At 71.2% G+C, this 24,465-nt stretch carries 13 protein-coding genes and 2 pseudogenes; 12 read left to right on the top strand and 3 right to left on the bottom strand.

Annotation, left to right across the window (positions count from 1 at the left end; all coding sequences use genetic code 11):
- Window positions 1-149 precede the first annotated feature (149 nt).
- Window positions 150-6,647, bottom strand: coding sequence for an RHS repeat-associated core domain-containing protein (locus ACGFRF_RS17945; protein ID WP_393740856.1), 6,498 nt, complete (start codon window positions 6,645-6,647; stop codon window positions 150-152).
- Between the two features lie 445 nt (window positions 6,648-7,092).
- Between ACGFRF_RS17945 and ACGFRF_RS17940 the strand changes: the two genes are divergently transcribed.
- Window positions 7,093-8,073, top strand: coding sequence for a Tat pathway signal sequence domain protein (locus ACGFRF_RS17940; RefSeq protein WP_393740854.1), 981 nt, complete (start codon window positions 7,093-7,095; stop codon window positions 8,071-8,073).
- 17 nt (window positions 8,074-8,090) lie between these two features.
- Here ACGFRF_RS17940 and ACGFRF_RS17935 read toward each other — a convergent pair whose 3' ends face one another.
- Window positions 8,091-9,038: an ABC transporter substrate-binding protein gene (locus tag ACGFRF_RS17935; RefSeq protein WP_393740852.1), complete on the bottom strand. Its 948-nt coding sequence runs from the start codon at window positions 9,036-9,038 to the stop codon at window positions 8,091-8,093.
- A gap of 440 nt (window positions 9,039-9,478) precedes the next feature.
- Here ACGFRF_RS17935 and ACGFRF_RS17930 point away from each other — a divergent pair, with 440 nt between their 5' ends.
- The 10 genes and pseudogenes from ACGFRF_RS17930 (at window position 9,479) to ACGFRF_RS17885 (ending at window position 23,534) form a co-directional block, all read left to right on the top strand.
- Window positions 9,479-10,336, top strand: coding sequence for an amino acid ABC transporter permease (locus ACGFRF_RS17930; protein WP_393740850.1), 858 nt, complete (start codon window positions 9,479-9,481; stop codon window positions 10,334-10,336).
- Window positions 10,333-12,090 carry an FAD/NAD(P)-binding protein gene (locus ACGFRF_RS17925; RefSeq protein WP_393740848.1) on the top strand — a complete coding sequence of 586 codons (1,758 nt, stop codon included), beginning with the start codon at window positions 10,333-10,335 and terminating at the stop codon, window positions 12,088-12,090. Before ACGFRF_RS17930 ends, ACGFRF_RS17925 begins: the two co-directional genes overlap by 4 nt.
- Window positions 12,091-12,118: 28 nt before the next feature.
- Window positions 12,119-12,880: an amino acid ABC transporter ATP-binding protein gene (locus ACGFRF_RS17920; protein ID WP_393740846.1), complete on the top strand. Its 762-nt coding sequence runs from the start codon at window positions 12,119-12,121 to the stop codon at window positions 12,878-12,880.
- A gap of 215 nt (window positions 12,881-13,095) precedes the next feature.
- Entirely contained in the window at window positions 13,096-14,175 is a 1,080-nt protein-coding gene (locus tag ACGFRF_RS17915) for an LLM class flavin-dependent oxidoreductase (protein ID WP_393740844.1), read from the top strand.
- A pseudogene (locus ACGFRF_RS17910) lies at window positions 14,172-15,431 on the top strand (NtaA/DmoA family FMN-dependent monooxygenase); the annotation flags it as partial. The gene ACGFRF_RS17915 and the pseudogene ACGFRF_RS17910, both read left to right, overlap by 4 nt.
- A 27-nt stretch (window positions 15,432-15,458) precedes the next feature.
- Window positions 15,459-16,241 (top strand): DUF1684 domain-containing protein, encoded by a 783-nt coding sequence (locus ACGFRF_RS17905; RefSeq protein WP_393740892.1) that lies wholly within the window; start codon window positions 15,459-15,461, stop codon window positions 16,239-16,241.
- A gap of 223 nt (window positions 16,242-16,464) precedes the next feature.
- Complete coding sequence (locus ACGFRF_RS17900) at window positions 16,465-17,367, top strand: S1 family peptidase (RefSeq protein WP_393740842.1); 903 nt, start codon at window positions 16,465-16,467, stop codon at window positions 17,365-17,367.
- Between the two features lie 266 nt (window positions 17,368-17,633).
- Window positions 17,634-18,716, top strand: a complete 1,083-nt coding sequence (locus tag ACGFRF_RS17895) for a S1 family peptidase (protein ID WP_393740840.1) — start codon at window positions 17,634-17,636, stop codon at window positions 18,714-18,716.
- A 340-nt stretch (window positions 18,717-19,056) separates the two neighbouring features.
- Window positions 19,057-22,563 (top strand): DNA polymerase III subunit alpha, encoded by a 3,507-nt coding sequence (locus ACGFRF_RS17890; RefSeq protein WP_393740838.1) that lies wholly within the window; start codon window positions 19,057-19,059, stop codon window positions 22,561-22,563.
- Window positions 22,560-23,534, top strand: a complete 975-nt coding sequence (locus ACGFRF_RS17885) for a hypothetical protein (RefSeq protein WP_393740836.1) — start codon at window positions 22,560-22,562, stop codon at window positions 23,532-23,534. Before ACGFRF_RS17890 ends, ACGFRF_RS17885 begins: the two co-directional genes overlap by 4 nt.
- A 17-nt stretch (window positions 23,535-23,551) precedes the next feature.
- Here ACGFRF_RS17885 and ACGFRF_RS17880 read toward each other — a convergent pair whose 3' ends face one another.
- A complete protein-coding gene (locus tag ACGFRF_RS17880; RefSeq protein ID WP_393740834.1) occupies window positions 23,552-23,926 on the bottom strand; it encodes a cupin domain-containing protein in 375 nt (124 codons plus the stop codon).
- A 30-nt stretch (window positions 23,927-23,956) separates the two neighbouring features.
- Between ACGFRF_RS17880 and ACGFRF_RS17875 the strand changes: the two are divergent.
- Window positions 23,957-24,325, top strand: a pseudogene (locus ACGFRF_RS17875) (MarR family winged helix-turn-helix transcriptional regulator); the annotation flags it as partial.
- Window positions 24,326-24,465: the final 140 nt, after the last annotated feature.

Below are 24,465 nucleotides of genomic sequence, written 5' to 3'. Positions count from 1 at the left end.
CCCCCCCCCCCCCCCCCCCCCCCCCCCCCCCCCCCCCCCCCCCCCCCCCCCCCCCCCCCCCCCCCCCCCCCCCCCCCCCCCCCCCCCCCCCCCCCTCCCCGGTGGGCCGGGGAGCCGGGCGGCGCCGCTGAGCTGCGAACGGGCAACGGCTAATACTCGGGGTAGAACTGACCCACCCTGCCGTTGTTCAGTCCGACGACATAGCTCTCGCCATTGTACTCGCCCCTGATCTGGTACGAGCCGGATGCGCCACCCTTGGCGATCACGTCATCACGCTTTTCGCGGATGATGTGGGTGATCGCATCACCGACATCATCGATGGACATGTCCTTGTCGAAGAAGGACTGCTTCTTCTTGACGGTGCCGTCCCAGTACTTCGGGTGATGACGGGACAGGATGTGCTTCATTCCGGACGCGTCCAGGAGGAACTTCTCACCCCCGATGGTGAGCGAGCGGTTCTTCCACTTCGCCATGTCCTGCGCCATCTTCGCGGGCCGGGACAGCTTCACCGCGTCCTTGATCCGCTTGGTCGCCTTGGGCATTTTGGCGATATCGCCGAACGGGAGGAATCCGATCCCGGCGGCAGCGACGTCCCACCCGTTGCCGTCGGTGATGGCCCGCTTCAGATCGTAGAGATCACAACCGGTTCCGAGGATGGGAATCCAGCCGCAGGCCGCTACATCGATCTCCTTCTGTGCCGCCTTGGGGATCTCCGGCGCGGCCGGGGCCGCTTCTCCCCAGTTCCCCTGGTACGGGGTCATCGGGCAGGAGGAGATGTTGTACCCGGTGTTGCACGTCGGGGTCCCGGTGCTCGTGCCGGAACCTGTGCCGGTGCTCGTGCTGTTCCCGCCGCCCAGGTCGCCCGTGTCCACGAGGGCCCATTCGCCGCCGTCCGGGGTGCGGCCCCCGATGAGGCCGCTCGGGTCGTTGTAGGCGATGGGGTTGTTGGCCGAGTACGAGTAGGCGTTGAGGGTCTGCGGTTGGTACGGCGTGCTCAGCGGGTCCGGGTTGAGGAACCGGCCGAGCGACGCGTCGTACATGCGGGCGCCCAGGATGGACAGACCCGCGGTGTCGTCCTCCGGCTTGCCCAGGAAGCCGCGGTCGGTGGCGGCGGGCAGGGAGGTGCTTCCGCGCTGGGCGCCGAAGGGCAGGTAGCGACGCCGTTGCGCGGTGCCCGTGGCGGTGTCGACGGTCAGCTGGGTCGACGCCTGATCGTCCGACATGATCCAGCTCAGCTTGCTGGTGGTCGGGTCCACCGCGGTGCGCGAGGCGACCGTGGAGGAGCCGTCGCTGTAGTACCGCGTGGCCTTCGGAGTGGCGTCGGTCCTCTTGTGGACCTCCTGACCCGAGAGGTACAGGACGTTCTCGTCCGGGGAGGTGCGCAGCAGGAGGTTGCCGGAGGCGTCGTAGACGTAGCCCGTGGTCTTGGGTCCGCTGGTCGCGGTGACCTGGTTCAGGGCGTTCCAGGCGATGTCGGTCTTGGCCCCGGCCACGGTGCGGCTGATGAGCCGGCCGGCGTCGTCGTAGGAATAGCCGTCGGTGCCGGTGGGCGTCTTCACGCTCGCCACGGCGTGCGGGCGGGGCGCTCCCGGGGTGTACGTCGACTGGTCGGCGGAGTAGCCGGGGTAGACGTAGTCGCGGACGCTGCTGCCGGAGGCCGTGGTGCTGGTGACCTTCTGCAGGTTGCCTATGCCGTCGTAGCCGTAGTCGAGCTGATAGGGATCCTGTCCGGTGCCCGAGTCGGGCAGGAAGGGACCGGCGCAGCCGGTCGTCGCCCCCGAAGTCCAGGCACGCGCGAGTCGGTTCAGCTCGTCGTACGAGAAGCACTGGTGCTGTCCGGTGATCCGGTCGGCCAGGTCGGTGGTCTGGCCGTCGTTGTCGCGCCGGTAGTCGTCGTTCTGGACGGTGCCCTTCGTGCTGGTGGTCGAGGTGATGTTCTTCAGCCAGCCGGTGCCGTTGGTGTCGTCGTAGGTGTAGGAGCGGCGTGCCGTGGTGGTGGTCGTGGCCGGGGTGCCGTAGGTGCGGTCGGTCAGACGACCCACGGTGTCGAAACCGGTGGAGTCGATGTAGACCGCGTTGCCGAGGTCGCTGGTGACCTTCTCCGGGTTGCCGTAGGCGTCGTACTGGGTGGTGACGGTCTCCTTCGGCAGGTCGCCGACGGCCGGGTAGGTCACGCTGGTCTGCTGCCCCGCCCTGTTGTAGGTGTAGGCCGTCTTGTAGGTGCCCTGCAGGCCGCTGCCGTCGGCGGGGACCGTCGTCTGCGACTCGGTGACGTTGCCCTCGGCGTCGTACGAGTTGACGGCGCTGGTGTAGGCGTTGCTGCCCTTGTAGGAGGTCGACGTCGCCAGCTCACCGATGCCGCCCGGGGCACTGTCGTACGTGTTGCGGGTCAGCACGGTCGCCCCGTTCTGCACGGTCAGCAGACGGTTGAGGGCGTCGTAGGCGTAGGTCAGGACGGTGCCGTTGCCGTCCTTGACCGTGTCGACATTGCCGTTCGCGTCGTACGTGGTGGCGGCGATGCCGTTCGGGTCGCTGTCGGGGTCCTTGCCGCCGATGCGCTCGCCGAGCCAGTTGTACGCGTAGGTGGTGATGTTGCCCTTCGCGTCGGTGATCTTGGAGAGCTTGCCGCTGCGGGTGTACTCGTACGACGTCGTGTACGTCGACGGGCCGAACTCGACGACCTTGCTGACCTGGCCGAACACATCGGTGTAGGTGTTGGTGCGCTCACCGGCGGCGGGCATGGTGGTGGTGTAGTCGCCGTGGTAGTTGGTGATCGTCTGACCCTGGGCCTGCGGATCGCCGTTCACCATGATCCGGGACTCGGTGGTGCGGCCGGCGTAGTCGATGACCAGGTCCGTGTAGGAGGGCAGGCTGTCCACGGTCGGCAGGACCATGCCCGTGCCGGCGCCTGATGAGTTGGAGAAGGCGGCGCTGGTGCCGGTGACGTTGCCGGAGGTGTCGTAGCGGGTCGAGACCACGGTCCGCCCGGTGCCGGTCGGTGCCGGGCTCTGCGTCTCGCGGGTGCGGCCCAGGCCGTCGACGTACTCGTACTCCGTCGCGATCTTCCCGCTGGAGTCCAGCAGGGTCTTCGTGGTGATCCGCGGCGGGACGGCGGAGACGAGGTCCGGAACGCCTTCGCTGTTGTCCGAGGTGGTGACGGTGTAGTCGTACTGGAGGGACGGTGTGCCACTGGGGTAAGCGGCGATCTGCGAGGGCTTGAACACCTTCGAGATGCGTCCCACGGAGTCGAGCACGATCCGGGTCGTCTGCCCGTTGGCGTCCTCGACGCGGTACGGGCTGCCCCACAGGCGCGAGTACCACGTGGTGGTGGACTGAGGTGCCGCCGGGCCGCCGCTGCCGTCCGGGTCCGGTGTGGTCACCTTGACGCCGTTCACCGGCCAGGACGTGGTCGGCTGGTACGTGGTCGTGGTGGTCCTGTGCTTGCCGTCCGTGGTGCTGGTCTGGCGGCCGGCCTGGTCGAAGCCGGCTGTCGTCTCGCGGTAGTCGGCGGCGTCCGTGTACTTGCGCACGGTGGTCGGGTGGCCGTCGGACGGCTTGTTGGTGTCGACCGAGGTGGCGTTGTCGTACAGGGTCACCTCGTACGAGTCCTGGTTGGCGGACGCCCGCTTGGCGCAGTCCTCCGCGTAGTGCCGGGTCTCGTCGGGCAGCACCATCCAGCGCTGCACCTGGGAGTCGGTGAAGTAGTCGGTGTTGTAGGCGCGGCCGTAGGTGGTGCACCGGTTGTCGTCGGTCGCCGACAGGCCCCAGTCGTTGGTGCGCATCGGCAGGCCGTACTTGGTGCTGGCCGGCTCTGCGTCGTCGTACTCGTCCTTGACGGTGTGCTCGCGCCAGCCGCTGGAGGTCAGCTCGTCCGTGGTGACCTGCGAGTCACGGACGAACCGGGCGTCGGGCAGGCCCTCGTACTGGGCGGTGTCGTGCACCCAGTACTTGTGCCACACCCGCTTGTGCGACTGCCCGGAGCCGTCACGGTCGCTGGTCTCCAGGACCTTGCCGCTCAGCCACGCGTCGTCCGGGACGGCCGCGCTGCCGCTGTCGCCGTCGTCGACCGTGACGTCGCGGGTGGCGGACGGGTCGGTCTTGGACGTGCGGTCGCCGTCCATGCCGCGGTACAGCCAGTAGTAGGTGGAGGCGGCGTTGGACTTGGTGCCGGTGTGGACCTCGACCTGCTGGTAGCCGCGCCAGTCGGTCCAGGACTCGTACTCGTCCTTGGTCAGCGGGTCGTTGGGGAACGCCCAGGCGGGCTTGCCCACGTAGTCGTAGGTGGTGGTCATCACCGGGTCGCCGTCGTTGTTCGCTCCCGCTCCGGGGCCCGGGTCGACGCTGACCTTGGAGACCACGTACTTCTTGAACCAGCCCGTCTTCTCAGCCGTCGCCCCTTCGGGCAGCCAGCGCTGCTTGAAGCAGGCCTGGGTGTTGTTCGACTCCGAAGGCGGATTGTCGATGTCGCAGGTGTCCTGGTCGTCATAGTTGCGGTAGGTGACGTCGACGAACGAACCCAGGTCGCCGTGGATCTGCGTCACGCGGCGGAAGTTGAGGGTGCCGCCGCCGAGCTGGTTGTCCCGCCACTCACCGTTGATATTGATGGTGGGCAGGGTGATGTCGTCACCGTCGCCGTACCCCCGGCGCTGGACGTAGTCCAGCCACAGGGTGTTGTCGATGGTGCCTTCGGGGTTGGGCAGCCCGTACTTCATCTGGTACTGCATCGCCGGGTCCCACGGCGAGGAGTCGTTGTCCCGGACGAAGGTCTTGACGTCCCACAGCATCTTCGTGGCGAAGAACGTCGGCGAGTACGTCTCACCCGTGATCGTCTTGCAGCCGTCGTCGGCGGACGTGCCGTCGCACATCAGGTCCGTGGGCACATCCGGGTAGGAGTCCGGGTTGCCGGAGATGCCCGGGCAGTCCGCCGGCTCGCTCGCCAGCGGATCCTTGTCCGCCATCCGCTCCACACACCGGCCCACGTAGCGCAGGTCGACCTTGGCCGGCAGCTGGGCGCCCGGGATCTGGGAGGCCCAGCCGTACTCGATGCGCACCGGGTAGGCGGCGGAGTCGTAGACACGCGCCTGGTCGCTCAGCAGGACCGAGCGGTAGTGGTTCTGCTCCTTGTCGTAGAAGTAGGAGGTCTCCACCTCGTCGGCGTCCACGACGCGGTCCAGGCCCCAGCGGTAGGCCTGCGTGCTGACACCGACCCCGCCGTTGTAGCCGGGCTCGCCCGGGTTGTTGCCGAAGACGGGCACGGTCAGCACCGAGTCCGTGGCCGCGTCGGTGCGCTCGGAGCGTCCCCAGCCGAAGTAGTAGCGCATGCCGTCCTGGGTGGATATCACCCAGTACTCGTCGTCCGAGCCGTGGCCGCCGGTCAGGTGCTGCACCCGCCAGCCCGGGTCGTCCTGGACGTGGTAGGAGCCGGTGCCGTTGTTGTCCTGGACCAGGTTGGAGCTGATGCCGTTGAAGTTGATGACGTAGACGGCGCCGTCCGGCTCATTGGTGGAGTTGGGGGAGTCCCAGCACAGGTCACCGACCCAGCCGGTCCCGGTGCCGTCGTCCTGGCAGCCCCGGTAGCGGCGCTCGATGAAGCCGATACCGCCCAGCTCCCAGCCCAGCCCCGCCCAGTTCGCCTGGGTGTTCTGCGCCGAGGTGAGCGCGTCGACGGACTGCGAGTTGTACGACAGCGCCAGCGACGGCGCGCTGCCCGCGGGCGGCTTGGGCGCCTCGATCGGCAGGTTGTAGGTGAACGCGCCGGATCCGACGGAGACGTTCCAGGAGCCGGAGGGCTTCAGGGACGAGGCCCGGTAGTCACCGGCGTCCGAGGACGAGCCCGGGGCCAGGGCGTAGACGGTGCCGCCCGACGTGGCGGACGTGGTCATGGCCGAGGACTGGAAGGTGGACTTCGTCCGCTGGTCGGGCTGGATGACCGAAATCTCGGTCTGGGGGTCCGGATCCGCCTGCACGGTCGCCGTGAGGGTGCCCTTGGCCACGTCGTTGATGACCGGGACGGGGCGGGGGTCGGCCGTCGAGCAGCCCTTCGCCTTCGGCGTGGTCAGGGCGCAGGCGGGCAGGGCGACCAGCCGCAGACGGGAGGCGAAGTTGCCGCCGTAGGCGTACTTGAACTTCGAGTAGTCGATCGAGACGTTGACCGGGCCGGGAGTACCGCGGCCGTCGCGGCGGGTGACCTGGACGCCGAGCCCGATGCCGCTCGTCCGCTTCAGCTGGGCGCGGTCCAGGACCTTGACGTCGACGTCCGTGGGGGCCGGCGTCGCGATCGCGGACCGCCGCTTGGTCAGGGCCGTCGCTGGAGCCGGTCCCACGTGCACGGTGGCCCCGGCCGCAGAGGTGCTGCCGGAGGGCGTCACCGGCAGCGTCCTGCCCGTCTTCAGACCGGACAGGGCGAGGCGGGCACGGGCCGCCTTGGGCCACACCGGGCGGATGGGCTTGGTCTGCGTCGGCTCCGCGCCGTCACGCGGAACGCCGCCGGCCGCCTGCGCGGGCACGTTCACCGGCTGTTTCCGCCCCGCCGTCGCGGCCTTGGCCGTGCCGGCGGCCTCGGCGGCGGGCGCGGCCAGCAACGATGCCGCCAGCGCCACGGCCAACGCCCATGAGGCGTTCTTCCCCTGTCTGCGCGCAAGTCGCACGGACCATCCCCAACCCAAAGAGGCCGGGACCCGGTCCCGGCACAAGTGGAAAGCAAAGCGACCGTGGCCCCGGGCATGACAAAGTGAAAGCCGCGCAAGGCCAGGTCAAAGCTGCACGCTAAGTGGAATGCCTGTTCCGCCGACAGTCCCTCAAACCGGGCTGATCGACAGCAACCGTCTCTTCACAGGCCGTTTACAACTGTGGCGTGCGCCACTTCTGCAGATTGGTTCGGGCCGACGCCCTGAGCTGGGCAAACGACTCTGGCGTAAGGGACAGGTAAGTGATTCAATCCTGCGGCACACGTACCCCGTACACATCGACGCCCCCTCCAGACCGACGAAGGGTCCCGGAAGACAGATGAAGCGCGAGACGCCCCACCACCTGAGCCGACGACAGGTACTGCGGCGAGCAAGTGGACTGACCGCGGCAGCCCTTGTCGGGTCCGTGGCCCTGACGCAGGCGGGTACGGCGTCGGCGGCGGTGGCCGCGTCCAAGCGCTTCGACCTCACCGACCCCTCCGACGAGTGGTTCCGCGAGATCCTGCTCAACGAGACCCGGATCCTGCAGTCGTTCGCGTTCGACAACGCCAACAAGCACCTGTACACCGCCCAGTTGGTGCAGGGCGGCCGGGTCCTGCCCGGTGAGACGCAGGCCGTGAGCGGGACCGACCGGTCCAAGAACGGTGACCTGTGCATCACCCGCCTGGACTGGCAGGGCTACATCATCGGCCGGATGTACCTGAAGGGCTTCGGGCACGGTGTGTCCATCGGCGTGGAGCCCTCCGGCAACAGCGCCTACCTGTGGACCGAGTGCGACTCGGTGCCCGACAGCGAGAACAACGGCTACGGCACGAAGATCGCCCGCTTCAAGTTCGCCAACGGCACCGTCATCCAGCCCGACTCGCCCCAGGTCACCCGCTACACCCCGGTCCCCGGCTCGGACCACAACACCGTCGCGATCGACCCCGTCACCAACCGGATCGTGCACCGGCACCGGATCAGCGGCACCTGGAAGTACAGCCTGTACGACCTGGCGACCTTCAAGGCCGGCACCTTCACCCCGCTGGCCACCGTCACCCAGCCCTCGGTGCTCACCGGCCCCACCTTCCAGGGCTACACGTCCATGGGCCAGTACCTCTACACCCTGGACGGCACCGCCTACACCTACGACGCCGACGGCAACCGGACCAGCACCAGCAACACCTACGTCACCTCGATCGACTGGAACACCGGCACCGTCTACGAGCGGCGCCTGAGCAAGGCCGGCGAGAGCCTCTTCTACCGCGAGCCGGAGGGCCTGGCCATCCAGATCCCGGACACCGGCACCCCCACCGTCGCCCGTCTCCACCTCGGCTTCGGATCCGAGGAATCCCTCTCCCGGACCGACAAGAAGGCCAGCTTCTACTACAAGGACCTGCTCGTCTGACCACCTGCCACGGGGGCTCAGTCCTTCAGTTCCGGCGGTGAGACACGGGACTCGGTGATCGCCGAGCCCGTCGTCCCCCACTTCTTGAGGATCCTGTCGTACGTGCCGTCGGCGATCAGCTTGTTCACCGCCGCCCGGAAGGCCGGGGCCAGGTCGGTGCCCTTCTTGAAGGCGAAGCCGACGTCCAGGCGGTGGTACTCGTTCAGGAACCGCAGGCCCGGCTGGTGGGCGACGGCGTAGCGCAGGCCGTTGATCGTGGACATCACGACGTCGCTGCGTCCCTGCTGCACCGAGGACCAGAGCGCACTGGGCTCGGAGTACGTCTGCACCTGGTACGGCTTCTTGCCCGCGTCGGCGCACACGTGCCGGTTGTCCTCCAGTGTGGCCTCGAAGGTCGTACCGGCGCCGGTCGCGACGTTCAGGCCGCACAGCTGCCTGAGGTCGGTGATCTTGGACAGCTTGCTGTCCCTGCGGGTGGCGAAGCCCTGGCCGTCGTTGACGTAGGTGACGAAGTCGATGGTCTTGCGGCGCTCGTCGGTGACACCGAAGTTGCTCGCGCCGAAGTCGTACTTCCCGCTGTCCAGGGCCGGCAGGATCGCCTCGAAGCTGGCCTGCTCCACCTTGAGTTCGATGCCCAGGGTCTTGGCGACCGCCTTGGTGAAGTCGACGTCCTGGCCGGTCAGGGTCCTGCCGTCGGAGAGGTAGGTGGTGCCGGGCGGGGTGCCGCCGACGCTGACCGCGACGGTGAGGTGCCTGGTGCCGGCCGGCAGCAGCTTCGCGGCCGCGTCGTCCTTCTTCACGGCGGAGACGACGTCCGTGGTGGGCACCTGGTCGGACGTGGCCGCCACACCGGCGGCGTCCGTCCGGCCCGCGTCACCGGATCCGGAGCCGCAGGCGGTGAGGAACAGAGCGGCCGACGTGATGGTGACAAAAGGAAGAAAATGGCGATAAACGGGCGTACGCATCGGGTGGCGATCTCCTGAAGCAGCAGGGTGTGAGCAGCGCGAGCGGAAGGGCGCGAGGGGGAGGGGTGCGCGAGGGGAAGGGTGCGCGTGTGAAGGCGTGAGGAAGACAGGGAGAACGCGAATGCGCCCGCTACCGGGCAGGCGCGCGCAGGGGGTCAGCTCAACAGGAAGAGGACCACACGCGACCGAAGTCGATGTGGGAGCGGGTGACCAGCCACTGCTGTGGATGCATGGGCCAAGTGGAACAGGCATCCGGTTCCGCGTCAACTGACCTGAGACGTACGGCTCACAGTGTGGACAGCCTTGACAGCGCAGGGAAACGCCCACGTACTCTCGGTGCACGGCCCTGCTGAGGGGCTCGGCCGTGTCCGCGCCACGCGGCGCACTCGTGTGAAGGCACCACCCCGTTCTGACGAATCGACGCGTCACGGAGCCTTCGCATGTCATCCGACACCCTCGCCAAAGTCCCCACCGCACCGGAGATACCGGAGCCGGCAGGCGCCCCACGGGTGGTCCCGCAGCGCCGGTACGGGCAGTGGGCCGCCGCCGTCGTGGTCCTCCTCCTGCTCGGGTTCGCCGTCAACTCGGTCGTGCGCAACAAGGCGTTCCAGTGGGACGTCGTCGCCGACTACTTCACCTCGGACTCCATCCTGCGCGGACTGTGGCTCACGCTGTGGCTGACCGCGGTGGTGATGGTCCTCGGCTTCGCCCTCGGTACCCTGCTCGCCGTCTTCCGGCTGTCCGCCAACCCGGTGCTCCGGGCGGTCAGCTGGGGATACGTGTGGCTGTTCCGGTCGATCCCGATCCTGGTGCAGCTGCTGCTGTGGTTCAACATCGGGGCGCTGTACCCCGAGGTGCTCGGCGTCAGGACGGTCAACCTCCTGAGCCCGGTCGCCGTCGCCGTCGTCGGCCTCACCCTGCACGAGGCCGCCTACGCCGCCGAGGTCGTCCGCGGCGGCATCCTCTCCGTGGAACGCGGGCAGATCGAGGCCGCCCAGGCGCTCGGTCTGAGCCGGTGGCGGCGCCTGCGGCGGATCGTGCTGCCGCAGGCGATGCGCTCCATCGTGCCCCCGGCCGGCAACATGCTGATCGGCACCCTCAAGGGCACCTCGATCGTCAGCGTCATCGCCGTCAACGACCTGCTGTTCTCAGCCCAGTTGATCTACCACCGCACCTATCAGGTGATCCCGCTGCTGATGGTCGCCACTCTCTGGTACGCCGTCGTCACCTCGGTGCTCGGCATCGGCCAGTACTACGTGGAGAAGCACTACGCGCGCGGCACGGAGAGCGCCCGATGAGACCACAGCTGGTGATCGTGGGAGCCGGGCCGCGGGGGACCGGCGTCCTCGAACGCCTCGCCGCCAACGCGCCCGAGCTGTACCCCGGTACAGGCCTCGACATCCACCTCGTCGACCCCCATCCGCCGGGCGGCGGACGCATCTGGCGCGAGGAGCAGTCCCCGCTGCTGTGGATGAACTCGCACGCCGAGGACGTCACCATGTTCACCGACGAGACGGTGGTCATGGACGGACCGGTACGCGAGGGCCCCACCCTGCACGAGTGGGCCGCGCTGGACGGCCGCACCTTCGCCGACCGGCAGCTCCAGGGCCGCTATCTGCGCTGGGTGTACGAGCGGGCCCGCGCCGAACTGCCGCCCGGCGTCACCGTCCGCCACCACCCGCGGCGTGCCCTGCGGATCAGCGGATCACGCGAGGGCCGCCAGCAGGTGTGGCTGGAGGGCCGCCCACGACCCCTCCTCGCCGACCTGGTGATCCTCGCCCTCGGCCACCTGGACGCCGAACCCGACGACACACAGGCCGAGTTGGCCGCCTACGCCCGTGCGCACGACCTGGTGCACCTGCCGCCCGACTTCACCGCCGACAGCGACCTGTCCTCGCTACGGGCCGGCGAACCCGTCCTGGTGCGGGGCTTCGGGCTGGCCTTCGTCGACCTGATGGTGCTGCTCACCGAGGGACGCGGCGGACGCCACGAGGGCGACACCTACCTCCCCTCGGGCCGGGAGCCGGTGCTGTACGTCGGCTCGCGGCGCGGGGTGCCGTACCACTCGAAGATCGGCTACGACTGGACCGGCGGCCGGCCCCCGCTGCCCCGCTTCCTCGGACCCGCCGAGGTCGAGGAGCTGCTGGCCAGGCCGGAGGGCTTCGACTTCCGGCGCGATGTGTGGCCCCTGGTCGAGAAGGAGCTGGGCTTCGCCCACTACCACCGGCTGTTCACCGCGCACCCGGAACGCACGGGGATGGCCTGGACCGACTTCGAGGAGAAGTACGCGGCCACCGCAGGCCCCGCCGAGGCCCGGGCACTGATCGCCGCCGCCGTGCCGGACCCGGCCGACCGTCTCGACCTCGCCGCGCTCGACCACCCGCTGCACGCAGTGCGGTACGCCTCCCACGAGGCGTTCCAGGAAGGGCTGCGGGACTACATCGAGGGCGACCTGAGCCGCCGTCACGACCCCTCGCACAGCGCGGACCTGGGGGTCTTCCTCGGGCTGCTCTCCGTGTACGGGCAGCTCGTCCGGCTCGGGAACGTCGGCCCCTGGTGGCACGGGTTCTTCAGTTACCTGGCGTCCGGTCCGCCCGGTCCCCGACTGCGCCAGATGCTCGCGCTGTCCCGGGCCGGCCTGCTCCGGTTCGTGGGCGCCGACATGGCCGTCACCGCCGAGGACGGGGTGTTCCGGGCCACCAGCCCCACCGTGCCGGGCTTCGCCGTCGAGGCCCGGGCGCTGGTCGAGGCCCGGCTGCCCGAGCCCACCGTCGGACGGGCCCGCGACAGCCTGCTGCGCGAGCTGCAGGGGGACGGCGCCGCCGAGACCCCCGAGGGGCTGCTCCGGGTCGACCCCGGCGACGGCCGCATCCTGGACGGCGCCGGGCGCCCGCATCCCCGGCGCTTCGCCCTCGGCCCCTACACCGACGCCCGTACCCCCGGTGCCTTCACCCGTCCGCGCACCGGCGGGGCCGCGTTCCGGCAGAACGACGCCACCGCCCGGGCGGTGCTGGCCTTCCTGCGGGACCTGGCCGGCCGCGCGGCCGCGTAAGCCTCCCACTCGTAAAGGAACCCACGCCATGACCGTCATGGTCGACATCAGGTCGGTGCACAAGAGCTTCGGCTCGCTCGACGTGCTCAAGGGCATCGACCTCCAGGTGCGTGCCGGTGAGGTCACCGTCGTGCTCGGCCCCTCCGGCTCCGGCAAGTCCACGCTGCTGCGCACCATCAACCACCTGGAGAAGGTGGACCGGGGCGAGATCAGCGTGGACGGCTCGCTGATGGGATACCGGCGCGCCGGGGACAAGCTGTACGAACTGCCCGAGCGCGAGGTGCTCCGGCAGCGCACCCGGATCGGCTTCGTCTTCCAGAACTTCAACCTCTTCCCGCACCTCACCGTCCTGGACAACGTCGTCGAGGCGCCGGTGTCCGCGCTGAACCGGCCCCGGAAGGCGGCGGTGGAGCGCGCGCACCGGCTGCTGGAACGGGTGGGGCTCGGTGACAAGGCCGACGCCTACCCACGGCAGCTGTCCGGCGGGCAGCAGCAGCGGGTGGCCATCGCACGGGCGCTCGCGCTGGAGCCCAGGCTGCTGCTGTTCGACGAGCCGACCTCGGCGCTCGATCCCGAGCTGGTCGGTGAGGTCCTGGACGTCATCCGGGACCTGGCGGGTCAGGGCACGACGATGATCGTCGTCACGCACGAGATCGCGTTCGCCCGGGAGGTCGCCGACACGGTGGTCTTCATGGCCGACGGAAGGATCGTCGAGCAGGGGCCGCCGGGTGAGGTGCTGGAGCAGCCGCGGCATGAGCGGACGCGGGCGTTCCTCTCCAAGGTGCTGTGAGGGATGGCCGTGACTGCTGGTGGTAGCACTCGGTCCGGCACCGCCGGTTCGCCCCGTCGTGCTTGCTCGCCGTCGCGGCGGGGTGGAGCGGGCCGGTGGGCCGGAGGGAGCCGGCGGCGTGCAGGAGGCCGGTGGGACGAACCGGTGGGACGAAGGGGAGCGGTCCGGGGGGTCGGCATGAGTGCGCGGTACGGCAAGCGGTTCGGGGTGTCGGCATGAGTGCGCGCTTCGGGCGTGGGCTGTTGCATCTCGCCGCCGCCGTCGACCAGCCCGGTTCCCTCGACGCCGGCTCCTACGTCGAGCTGGCCCGGCTCGCCGAGCGCGGTGCGCTGGACTTCGTGACGCTGGACGACTCCTTCGCCCGGCCCGGCCCCGACGCGCTCTCGGTGCTGTCCCGGGTGGCGCCCGCGACCCGGCGGATCGGGCTGGTCCCCACGGTCACCACCACGCACACCGAGCCCTTCCAGGTGCAGGCCGCCGTGGCCACCCTGGACTGGGTCAGCCGGGGCCGGGCCGGCTGGCGGATCGACGTGTCCACCACCGAGGGGGAGGCCCGGCTGTTCGGCCGCCGGCACGCTGCCCCGGCAGCCGGCCTGTGGCAGGAGGCCGGTGAAGTCGCCGACGTGGCGGCACGGTTGTGGGACAGCTGGGAGGACGGCGCCGAGATCCGGGACGCGGCGAGCGGCCGGTTCCTCGACCGGGCCCGGCTGCACCACGTCGACTTCACGGGGACCGCCTTCTCGGTCCGCGGCCCCTCGACCGTGCCCCGGCCGCCGCAGGGCCACCCCGTACGCGTGGTCGACGCCACCGAGGGCCCCGCCCGGACCGTCGCCGCCCGGTACGCCGACGTGGCCCTGGTCCGCGCCGTGTCCCCGGCGCAGGCCGCCGCCGCCCGTGACGGACTCCGCGCACAGGCGGGGGAGTTCGGGCGGAAGCCGGACTCCCTGCGGGTGCTGGCGAGCCTGCTGGTGGATCTCGGCGACGGCGAGCACGCGGCCGAGCCCGGGCACGGGGGAGGGGGCCCACGGCCGACCGCGCAGGGCCCGCTGTACCGGGGCGGCCCGGTCGACCTTGCGGAACTGGTCGCCGGCTGGCACGCCGACGGCGTCACCGACGGCTTCCACCTCGTCCCCGTCGAGCCGCGCCGCGATCTGGAGCGGCTGGTCAACGGCACGGTGGCGCTGCTCCAGCACCGCGGGCTGTTCCGCACCTTCTACCCGGGCAGCACCCTGCGCGAGCACCTGGGCCTGGCCCGGCCCGCCAACCAGTACGCCGTGACCGGGGGGACGTCATGACCGTACGACGGCAGGTGCACCTCGCGGCCCTCTTCCCGGGCACCGAGGCCACCACCGGGTGGGCGGGTCAGCGCGCGGACGCGCGGATCGCGTTCTCCTCCTTCGAGCGCCTGGCCCGGGTCGCCGAGCGCGGGCTGTTCGACTTCCTGCTGCTCGACGAGGGGCTGCGGCTGCCCGAGCACCAGGGCCGGATCCACGACCTGGAGCCGGTGGGATGGCCGGAACCGGTGGCCGTGCTGAACGCGCTCGCCGGGGTCACCACACGGCTGGGGCTCGCCGCCACGGTGCACGCCGGCTCCGCGGAGCCGTACGAACTCGCCCGCACGATCGCCACGTTGGACCATCTCAGCGGGGGCCGGGCGGCCTGGCGGGTGGGGGCCGCGCCGGACGACCGTCCCGGCGAGAACCTCCGTCCCGCCGCCCACCCCGACCGGTCCACGAGGACGAACGAACTCGTCGGGGTGGCGGGGGGTTTGTGGAGCTCCTGGACGCCTGACGGGCAGCCGCGGCCGTTCGCCCACCAGGGCCGGCACTTCGACATCGCGGGCGAGTTCGGGCTGCCCCGGTCACCGCAGGGGCAGCCGGTCGTGATCCAGGCGGGGGAGTCCGAGGAGGCGCGGGAGTCGGCCGCGGCCTCGGCCGATGTGTTCCTGGCCCGGCACGGCTCGCCGGCGGCGGCCCGCTTCCGCTACGCCTACGTCAAGCAGCGGCTCGCGGCGTACGGCCGGGCACCGGAGGACCTGAAGATCATGCCCGGTGTGACCGTCGTCCTCGGGGACACCGCCGCCGAGGCCCAGGAGCGGGCCGCCGGGATCAGACGGCAGCGGATCACCCCCCAGTACGCGCTGTACGCGCTGGAGCGGCTGTGGGGAGTGGACCTCTCCGGTCACGACCCCGACGGTCCGTTGCCCGGGATCGCGCCCCGCGGCCGCGACGGCGAGACGTTGGCGCTCGTCGAGAGGTGGCGGGCGCTGGCGGAGGAGAAAGGTCTGTCCAGCCGGGAGACCGTGATCGAGGCGAGCGGCCGGCAGTCCTTCGTCGGCACTCCGGAGACGGTCGCCGCCGACCTCCACACCTATGTCCGCGAGGGGGCCGCCGACGGTTTCGTCCTCGTCCCCCAGCTCACGGCCGACGGGCTGGAGGAGTTCGTGGACCGGGTGGTGCCGCTGCTCCAGGCACGCGGCGCGTTCCGTACGGAGTACCAGGGCGGCACTCTGCGCTCCCATCTCGGGCTGCCTCACCCGGTGGGGGAGCGCCGACCGCACAGGAAAGGAAACGATGACATGACGACGGAAGCACCCGACGCGTGGAAGCAGTGGCACGAAAGGCGTGTGGAGACGGTGTCGGCGCCCTACGGCCCGCTGGCGCTGACCGCCACGCACTGGGTCGAGGACTATCCGGACGGGCGACTTCCGGACATTCCCGGGATCTGGGTGGCGGATGATGAGGGGGTTGTGCTCACCGCCGCCGGGACCGACGGCCTGACCGTGGACGACCGGCCCTTCACCGGCGCGGTCCACCTCGCCGCCGACCGCGGTCCGGAGGCGACGTCGCGCGTCGCGCTCGGCGACAAGCGGCTGTTCGTCCTGGTCCGCGAGGGCGTCTGGGGCGTACGCGTCTACGACCCCGGATCCGCCGCCCGCCGTGCCTTCCGGGGCATCGAGGCGACCCCGTACGACTCCCGCTGGTCGGTGCCGGGGCGCTACACGCCGTACGACGACACGCGCACCGTCCGGGTCGGCAACGCGGACGGCCGTGAACGCGGGCTCGCCCTCACCGGAGAACTCGCCTTCACCCTGGCCGGAAAGGAACGGACGCTCCGGGTCGCGCAGCAGGCGGACGGGCGGCTGTGGGCGGTGTTCGCCGACGCCACCAGCGGCGACAGCAGCTTCCGGTTCCGCTTCCTCTACCCGGAGGCACCGGACGCCGAGGGCCGCACCACCGTCGACCTCAACCGCGCCCAGCTCCCGCCGTGCGCCTTCGCCGACCACTTCATCTGCCCCTTCCCGCCGCCCGGCAACACGCTGGACGTGGCGATCGACGCGGGGGAACGTGGCTTGAGTTGACGTCAGGGAACCGCGGCGAAGGCGGGTGCGCGACGGGGCGCACGGAGGTGGTGCACAGTCCGACGGCCGAAAGGCACCCTTGTGCCGACCGGCCGTTCGGCCGAATACTCCGTCCAGCGCTTGTCAGGGACATGCGTGTTCGGAATCCGGCCGAATCCCTGGCTGCGCCTCACGGGCCCCGACCCCACGCGGGCCCCCCGACTTCCCTTGGAGGGAACGAAACGTGAGGATCAAGCGCATCACTCCCCGCAGCGGCACCGCCAGACGGACCCGGCTGACCGCCGTGGCCACCGGCTTCCTGGCCGCAGCGGCGTTCGCCGCCCCCACCGCGAACGCCGACGGCACGCACACGTTCAGCGCCACCCAGCTCACCAAGGCGAGCGACTCCGTCCTCCAGGCCGACATCGCCGGCACGGCCTGGGCGGTGGACAGCAAGACCAACCGCGTCGTCGTCACCGTCGACAGCACGGTCTCCCAGGCCGAGATCGCCAAGATCAAGAAGCAGGCCGGCGGCACCGCGGACGCCCTCGTCATCAAGCGGACGCCGGGCAAGTTCAACAAGCTGATCTCCGGCGGCGACGCCATCTACGCGAGCAGCTGGCGCTGCTCCCTGGGCTTCAACGTCCAGGACGCCAGCGGCAATTACTACTTCCTGACCGCCGGGCACTGCACCGACGGCGCGGGCACCTGGTGGTCGAACTCCTCCCACACGACCACGCTCGGCACCACGGCCGGCTCCAGCTTCCCCGGCAACGACTACGGCATCGTGCGCTACACCAACAGCTCGGTGACCAAGTCGGGCGCCGTGGGCAGCCAGGACATCACCAGCGCGGCCACGCCCTCCGTGGGCACGACCGTCTACCGCCGCGGCTCCACGACCGGTACGCACAGCGGGCGCGTCACCGCGCTCAACGCGACGGTCAACTACGGCGGCGGCGACGTCGTCTCCGGCCTGATCCAGACCACGGTCTGCGCCGAGCCCGGTGACTCCGGCGGCCCGCTGTACGGCGGCACCACCGCGTACGGCCTCACCTCCGGCGGCAGCGGCAACTGCTCCTCCGGCGGTACGACGTTCTTCCAGCCGGTCACCGAGGCGCTGAGCGCCTACGGAGTCCACGTCTACTGACGGACTCCCGGCACGTTACTCCGGCCGGTGACGGCACTGTGCCCCCGCACGCGACCTGCGTGCGGGGGCTTCCGCTTGCCCGGATCCGCGCGACCAGGTGAAGGGGGGCGTTTTCCGGCCAGAGGAGGCGGTCGCGGTGCGCGCAGGTGTCACACGCACCTGGTGTTTGCAGTGCGAATTCCCCGGGTGGCTATCCCCGGTTCAGGTGAGGCGGGGGCGCGCGACGCCGTGTGCGCGACCCGAAGTCGACCTTGTTAGGACGTGAGTTGAAGCACCGACGCATATTCGGGCGGCGGACCGCCCTGGCCGGCGCCGGCATCGCCGCACTGGTCGCAGCAAATGTCACCTTGCAGAATGCGAACGCCAGTGAGCCTGCGACGTCTGCTCCCCGGCTACGAGTGTTGTCCGCGCCCGCGGCCGGAAAGCTCGCTTCGCGTCTCGACAGCGACCTCGGCGCCGACGCGGCGGGCAGCTACTACGACGCCCGGGCGAAGAGCCTCGTCGTCAACGTGCTCGACCAGGCTGCCGCGAGGACCGTCGAGGCGGCCGGGGCCAAGGCCGGATTCGTCACCCACTCCCTCGCCGAACTGGGCGCCGCACGCTCGGTGTTGCGCAGGGACGCGACCGTCCCCGGCACTTCCTGGGCGACCGACCCGGTCAGCGACAAGGTCGTCGTCACCGCCGACAGGACGGTGTCCGGCGCGCAGTGGGCCAAGCTGAGCAAGGTGGTCGACGGGCTCGGCGGCAAGGCCGAACTGAGGCGGTCGAAGGGGGAGTTCAAGCCCTTCATCGCCGGCGGTGACGCGATCACCGGTTCGGGCGGGCGCTGCTCGCTCGGCTTCCACGTGGTCAAGGACGGGCAGCCGTACTTCCTGACCGCCGGTCACTGCACCGAGGCCGTCTCCACCTGGTGGGACGCCGACGGCAGGCGGATCGGGCAGAACGCCGAGTCCCACTTCCCGGGGACCGACTTCGGTCTGGTGCGGTACACCGCCCCGGTGGACCACCCGAGCGGGGTCGATCTGTACAACGGGTCCATCCAGAAGATCACCGGCGCCGCCGAGGCCACCGTCGGGATGAAGGTCACCCGCAGCGGCTCGACCACCCACGTGCACTCCGGCACGGTCACCGGCCTGAACGCCACGGTCAACTACTCCGAGGGCATGGTCACCGGCCTGATCCGGACCGACGTGTGTGCCGAACCCGGTGACAGCGTTGGCTCGCTGTTCTCGGGGAGCGACGCCGTGGGGCTGACCTCCGGCGGCAGCGGGGACTGCGCCTTGGGCGGGGAGACCTTCTTCCAGCCGGTCACCGCGGCCCTGTCGGCCACGGGCACGCGGATCGGCTGACCCCGCGGCGGCGCGCGGATCGGCTCACCCGGCGGGCGCGCGGATCGGCTGCCCCGGCGGCGGCTCACACGAAGCCCCGCCCCGATCGCTCGGGGCGGGACTTCCTGCTTCCAAGGGCTCAGCGGCTCCCGCACGCACCGCCGGCCGTTGCGGACGCCCGCGATCACGGGTCCGCCTCGGCCGTGTCATGTCCTCGCGGTCCAGGCGGCGGGCGTTTGCGCAGGTGGAAGGCGGTCGAACGGGTGTCGTACACATGTTCGGGAATGGGGGTATGGTGGGTGAGGAAGTAGGGAACTGATGTTCGAGAGCCGTTCGGGACTCACGAGTGCGGGAGGTGCGTGTGCCGGGCTTCGCGCATCTGCACACCGTCTCCGGGTTCTCCCTGAGGTACGGGGCCTCCCACCCGGAGCGGCTGGCCGAGCGCGCCTCGGAGCGGGGCATGGACGCCCTCGCCCTCACCGACCGGGACACCCTCGCCGGTACCGTCCGCTTCGCCAAGGCCTGCGCCAAGGTGGGCGTCCGTCCGCTGTTCGGGGTGAACCTGGCGGTGGAGGCGGCTCAGGCCGTACGGCCCGACAGGCGCCGTACGCCGGTCAGGGGCGGTGCCTTCGTGGACGAGTCGGCTCCCCGGGTGACCTTCCTCGCCCGGGACGGCGCGCGGGGATGGGCCGGCCTGTGCCGGATCGTCACGGCCGCGCACGCGGGTGCGGCCACACCGCTGCTGCCCTGGTCCGGCCATGAGGGCGAGGGCCTGCTCGTGCTGCTCGGCCCTGGCTCCGACGTGGGACGCGCGCTCGCCGCGGGACGTCCCGACCGGGCCGCGACACTGCTCGCCCCGTGGCGCGAGGTCTACGGCGACGCCCTGCGGCTGGAGGCCGTCTGGCACGGCCGGACGGGTACGGGGGCCGGTTCCCTGCGGCTCGCCGCCCGTACCGTCGGCTTCGCCGCCGAGCAGGGGGTGCGGCCCGTGCTGAGCAACGCCGTCCGGTACGCCGATCCCGGTCAGGGACCGGTCGCCGACGTGCTGGACGCCGCGCGGCGCCTGGTCCCGATCGACCCGCGCGGGGAGCTGGACTCGGGGGAGGCCTGGCTGAAGGACGCGCAGGGCATGCTCCAGGTCGCCGAGCGGGTGGTGGAGGCGGCCGGCTACCGGCGCGACACCGCCCACCGGCTGCTGGAGCAGACCCGGGCCACCGCCGCCGAGTGCCGGGTCGACCCCGAGGACGACCTCGGCATCGGCACCGTCCACTTCCCCGAGCCGCACCTCGTCGGTGCCGGACGCCGCACCGCCCAGCGGGCCCTCGCCTCGCGGGCGGCGGCCGGAATGATGCGGCTCGGCTACGGCGGCAGGCGTGCGTACTGGGAGCGGATGCACCACGAGCTGGACATCATCGCCCACCACGGTTTCGCCTCCTACTTCCTGACGGTCGCGCAGGTGGTGGACGACGTGCGGGAGATGGGGATCCGGGTGGCCGCGCGAGGCTCCGGCGCCGGGTCGCTGGTCAACCATCTCCTCGGTATCGCGCACGCCGATCCGGTCGAGCACGGGCTGCTGATGGAGCGCTTCCTGTCCAAGGAGCGCGTGGTGCTGCCCGATATCGACATCGACGTGGAGTCCGCGCGCCGGCTCGAGGTGTACCGGGCGATCATCGACCGGTTCGGCGGCGAGCGGGTCGCCACCGTCTCGATGCCGGAGACCTATCGGGTCCGGCACGCGATCCGGGACGTGGGCGCCGCCCTGTCCATGGACCCGGCCGAGATCGACCGGGTCGCCAAGTCCTTTCCGCACATCCGGGCGCGGGACGCCCGCGCGGCGCTGGCGGAACTGCCCGAGCTGAAGCGGCTGGCGGGCGAGAAGCAGAGGTACGGCAGGCTCTGGGAGCTGGTCGAGGCGCTCGACGCCCTGCCGCGCGGAGTCGCCATGCATCCGTGCGGGGTGCTGCTCTCCGACGCCTCCCTGCTCGCCCGTACGCCGGTGGTGCCGACCAGCGGCGAGGGGCTGCCGATGTCGCAGTTCGACAAGGAGGACGTGGAGGACCTCGGACTGCTCAAGCTGGACGTGCTGGGCGTGCGGATGCAGTCCGCGATGGCGCACGCGGTCGCCGAGGTGGAGCGGGCGGCGGGCGAGCGGGTCGACCTGGACGCGGTGGCGCCGGGTGACCCGGCGACGTACGGGCTCATCCGCTCCACCGAGACGCTCGGCTGCTTCCAGATCGAGTCGCCGGGCCAGCGGGACCTGGTGGGGCGCCTGCAGCCGGCCGGCTTCCACGACCTGGTCGTGGACATCTCCCTCTTCCGGCCCGGGCCGGTCGCCGCCGACATGGTGCGGCCGTTCATCGAGGCGCGGCACGGGCGGGCACCGGTGCGCTATCCGCACCCGGACCTGGAGGAGCCGCTGAAGGGGACGTACGGGGTCGTCGTCTTCCACGAGCAGGTCATCGACATCGTCGCCATCATGACCGGCTGCGGCCGGGGCGAGGCCGACCGGATCCGGCGCGGGCTGTCCGATCCGCAGTCGCAGGCGCGGATCAAGGTGTGGTTCGCGCAGCACGCGGCGGCCAGGGGGTACGACGCGGAGACGATCCAGCGGACCTGGGAGATCATCGAGGCCTTCGGGTCGTACGGCTTCTGCAAGGCGCACGCGGTCGCCTTCGCGGTGCCCACCTACCAGTCGGCCTGGCTGAAGGCCCATCACCCCGCCGCCTTCTACGCGGGGCTGCTCACCCACGACCCCGGCATGTATCCGAAGCGGCTGCTGCTGGCGGACGCGCGGCGGCGCGGGGTGCCGATCCTGCCGCTGGACGTGAATGTCTCCGGGGTCGCACACAGGATCGAACTGGTGTCTGAATCCCCTGCGGTGTGGGGGCTGCGGCTCGCCCTCTGCGACGTGCACGGCATCAGCGAGGCCGAGGCGAAGCGGATCGAGGACGGCCAGCCGTACTCCTCCCTGCTGGACTTCTGGGAGCGGGCCCGGCCGAGCCGGCCGCTCGCCGGGCGGCTCGCGCAAGTGGGCGCGCTGGACGCCTTCGGCGCCAACCGGCGTGATCTGCAACTGCACCTGACCGAGCTGCACCGGGGCGTCCGGGGCGGCGGCGGGGGCCAGCTGCCGCTGGCGGGAGGCCGGAAGACGGCACCGGCCGGTCTGCCGGACCTGTCGCCGGCGGAACGGCTCAGCGCCGAGCTGGGCGTGCTGTCCATGGACGCCTCGCGCAACCTGATGGACGACCACCGGGAGTTCCTGCAGGAGCTGGGCGTGGTATCGGCACGCCGGCTGCGCGAGGCCCGGCACGGCGAGACCGTGCTGGTCGCGGGCGCCAAGGCGGCCACCCAGACCCCGCCGATCCGCTCCGGCAAGCGGGTCATCTTCTCCACGCTCGACGACGGCACCGGCCTGGTCGACCTCGCCTTCTTCGACGACTCCCACGACGCCTGCGCGCACACCGTCTTCCACTCCTGGCTGCTGCTGGTGCGCGGAGTGGTGCAGCGGCGCGGCCCGCGCAGCCTGAGCGTGGTGGGCTCGGCCGCCTGGAACCTCGCGGAACTGGTGGACGTGCGCCGCGAGGAAGGGCTCGACGGGGTCGCGGCCCGGCTGGCCGAACCGTCCGGCACGGCCGGGGACGGGTCCCCGGCGGGAGACGACGGCGGCCCGTCCCGGGCTCGGCTCGCCGGTTCCGACGGGCTGCCCCCGCCGGCGGGCTCCGCGGCCCGTGACCCGATGGAGAGCCGGACGATCCGCATGCCCACGGGGTACGAGATGCACCCCTGGGCGGATCTGCGCCCCGCGGGCGAGGGGTCCGCGGCGGTGGGAAGGAAGTTGTGGCACCAGAGTCCGGGGAGTGCGGGATGACCATCCTCTGCGTACGATTCCAGCTGCCGCCGACGTACGAGGCGGCCCTGCCGGGGCTGCTCGGACTGCTGGAGGAGTTCACGCCGGTCGTCGAGGCGCTGCCACCCGACGGGGCGCTGGCCGATCTCCGGGGCGCCGAACGGTACTTCGGACGCACGGCCGTGGAGCTGGCCTCGGTGATCCGGGTCCGGGCCCTCGCCCGGTACGGCGTCGACTGTGTGATCGGCGCCGGGCCCGGTCCGATGCTGGCCCGCATGGCACTGCGCGACGCCCGGCCCGGGGTGACCTGCGCGGTGCCCGAGGACCCCGACGGCATCGCGGAGTTCCTCGCCGAGCGGCCGGTGTCCGCGCTGCCCGGCGTCGGCACGGCGACCACCCGCACGCTGAGCGAGTACGGCCTCGACACCCTCGGCCTGGTCGCCGCCGCGCCGCTGTCGACGCTGCAGCGGCTGATCGGCGCGAAGGCGGGCCGCGAGCTGCGCGAGAAGGCGGGCGGGATCGACCGGGGCCGGGTCGTGCCGAACGCCGTCTCACGCTCTCTGGTCGCCGAACGCCCCTTCGACATCGACGAGTTGGATCCCGACCGGCATCGCGGGGCGCTGCTGTCGGCCGCCGAGGAGATCGGCGCCCGGCTGCGCGCGGTGGAGAAGGTCTGCCGCACCCTGACCCTCACCGTGCGCTACGCGGATCGCTCCTCGACCACCCGCAGCCGCACCCTGAAGGAGCCGACCGCCCACTCGGCGGCCCTGACCAGGACGGCCTACGGCATGTACGAGGCGCTCGGCCTGCAGCGCGCCCGGGTCCGCGCGCTGGTCCTGCGCGCCGAGGCCCTGGCCCCCGCCGACCAGGCCTCCTACCAGCTCACCTTCGACCCCGTGGACGAGAAGGTCCGCCGCATCGAGGAGGTCGCGGACCGCGCGCGGGCGAAGTTCGGGCCCCGGGCGGTGATGCCGGGAGCGCTGGCGGCGTGACCGGGGCCTGCCGTACGTCAGTTGGCCCACGGCGGGGTGATGCGCGTGCCGTCGGTGAGCCGGGCCTCCAGGCCGACGGAGGTGGTGACCCAGGAGATCGCGGTGTGGCCGGTGGGATTCTCCACGGCCAGGGTCGCGCCGGGGTTGACGATCACCGTGTCGCCCGCAGAGATCCGCTCGGTGTGACCGTCGAGCGTCATCAGCAGCTCGCCGACGAGCAGATGGAAGATCTCCTCCCGGTTGACGGTGTGGGCGGGCGCCCGGGTGCCGGGCGGGATCTCGCCGCGCCAGGCGCACAGCTCCCTGCTGCCGGTGAGCGGAGTGGCGTACGAGACGAAGCGGGCGCCGTGGATCTCGTGGGTGACGGCTGCCGAGGAGCGGACGACGGGCATGGCGGTGATCTCCGTTCGGGACGTTCGTAAGGGGTGGTCGCGCGTGGCTTCACGGACCTCCGGCCCGCCCACGGCTTCGCCTTCGCGCGGCTCGCCCCGGACGGGGCCACCGCCACCGACCTCGCCGCACATCTCGGGGTGACCAAGCAGGCGGCGAGTCAGCTGGTGGACGAGATCGTGCGCAAGGGGTATGCCGAGCGCCGGCCGCATCCCGAGGACGCGCGGGCCCGGCTGATCGTGCTGACCGAGCGCGGCCGGGCCTGCACCCGGGCGGCGGAGGAGGCGGCCGCCGAGGCGGTGGGGGGATGGGCCGAACTGCTGGGCGAGGGTGAAGTGCGCGTGTTGCGGGACATTTTGGCCCGTATCGCTCCCTATGGTCCGATCACGCCTGCCTGGTGACGATCCGTCAGTGGTTCGCTGAGGCGCTGGTTATCACTGGAAGTTTTTACTGACGCGTAACTTCACACTTGCACTACCCGCCCGTAACTTGACGAGTGAACAGCATCCTCGTGATCCGGATCACAGGGTTAGGCCGTCGC

The organism is Streptomyces sp. NPDC048521 (assembly GCF_043199855.1).
Lineage (GTDB): Bacteria > Actinomycetota > Actinomycetes > Streptomycetales > Streptomycetaceae > Streptomyces.
Note: the sequence above shows the minus strand (reverse complement) of the source record. Positions and strands in the feature narration are given on the sequence as shown.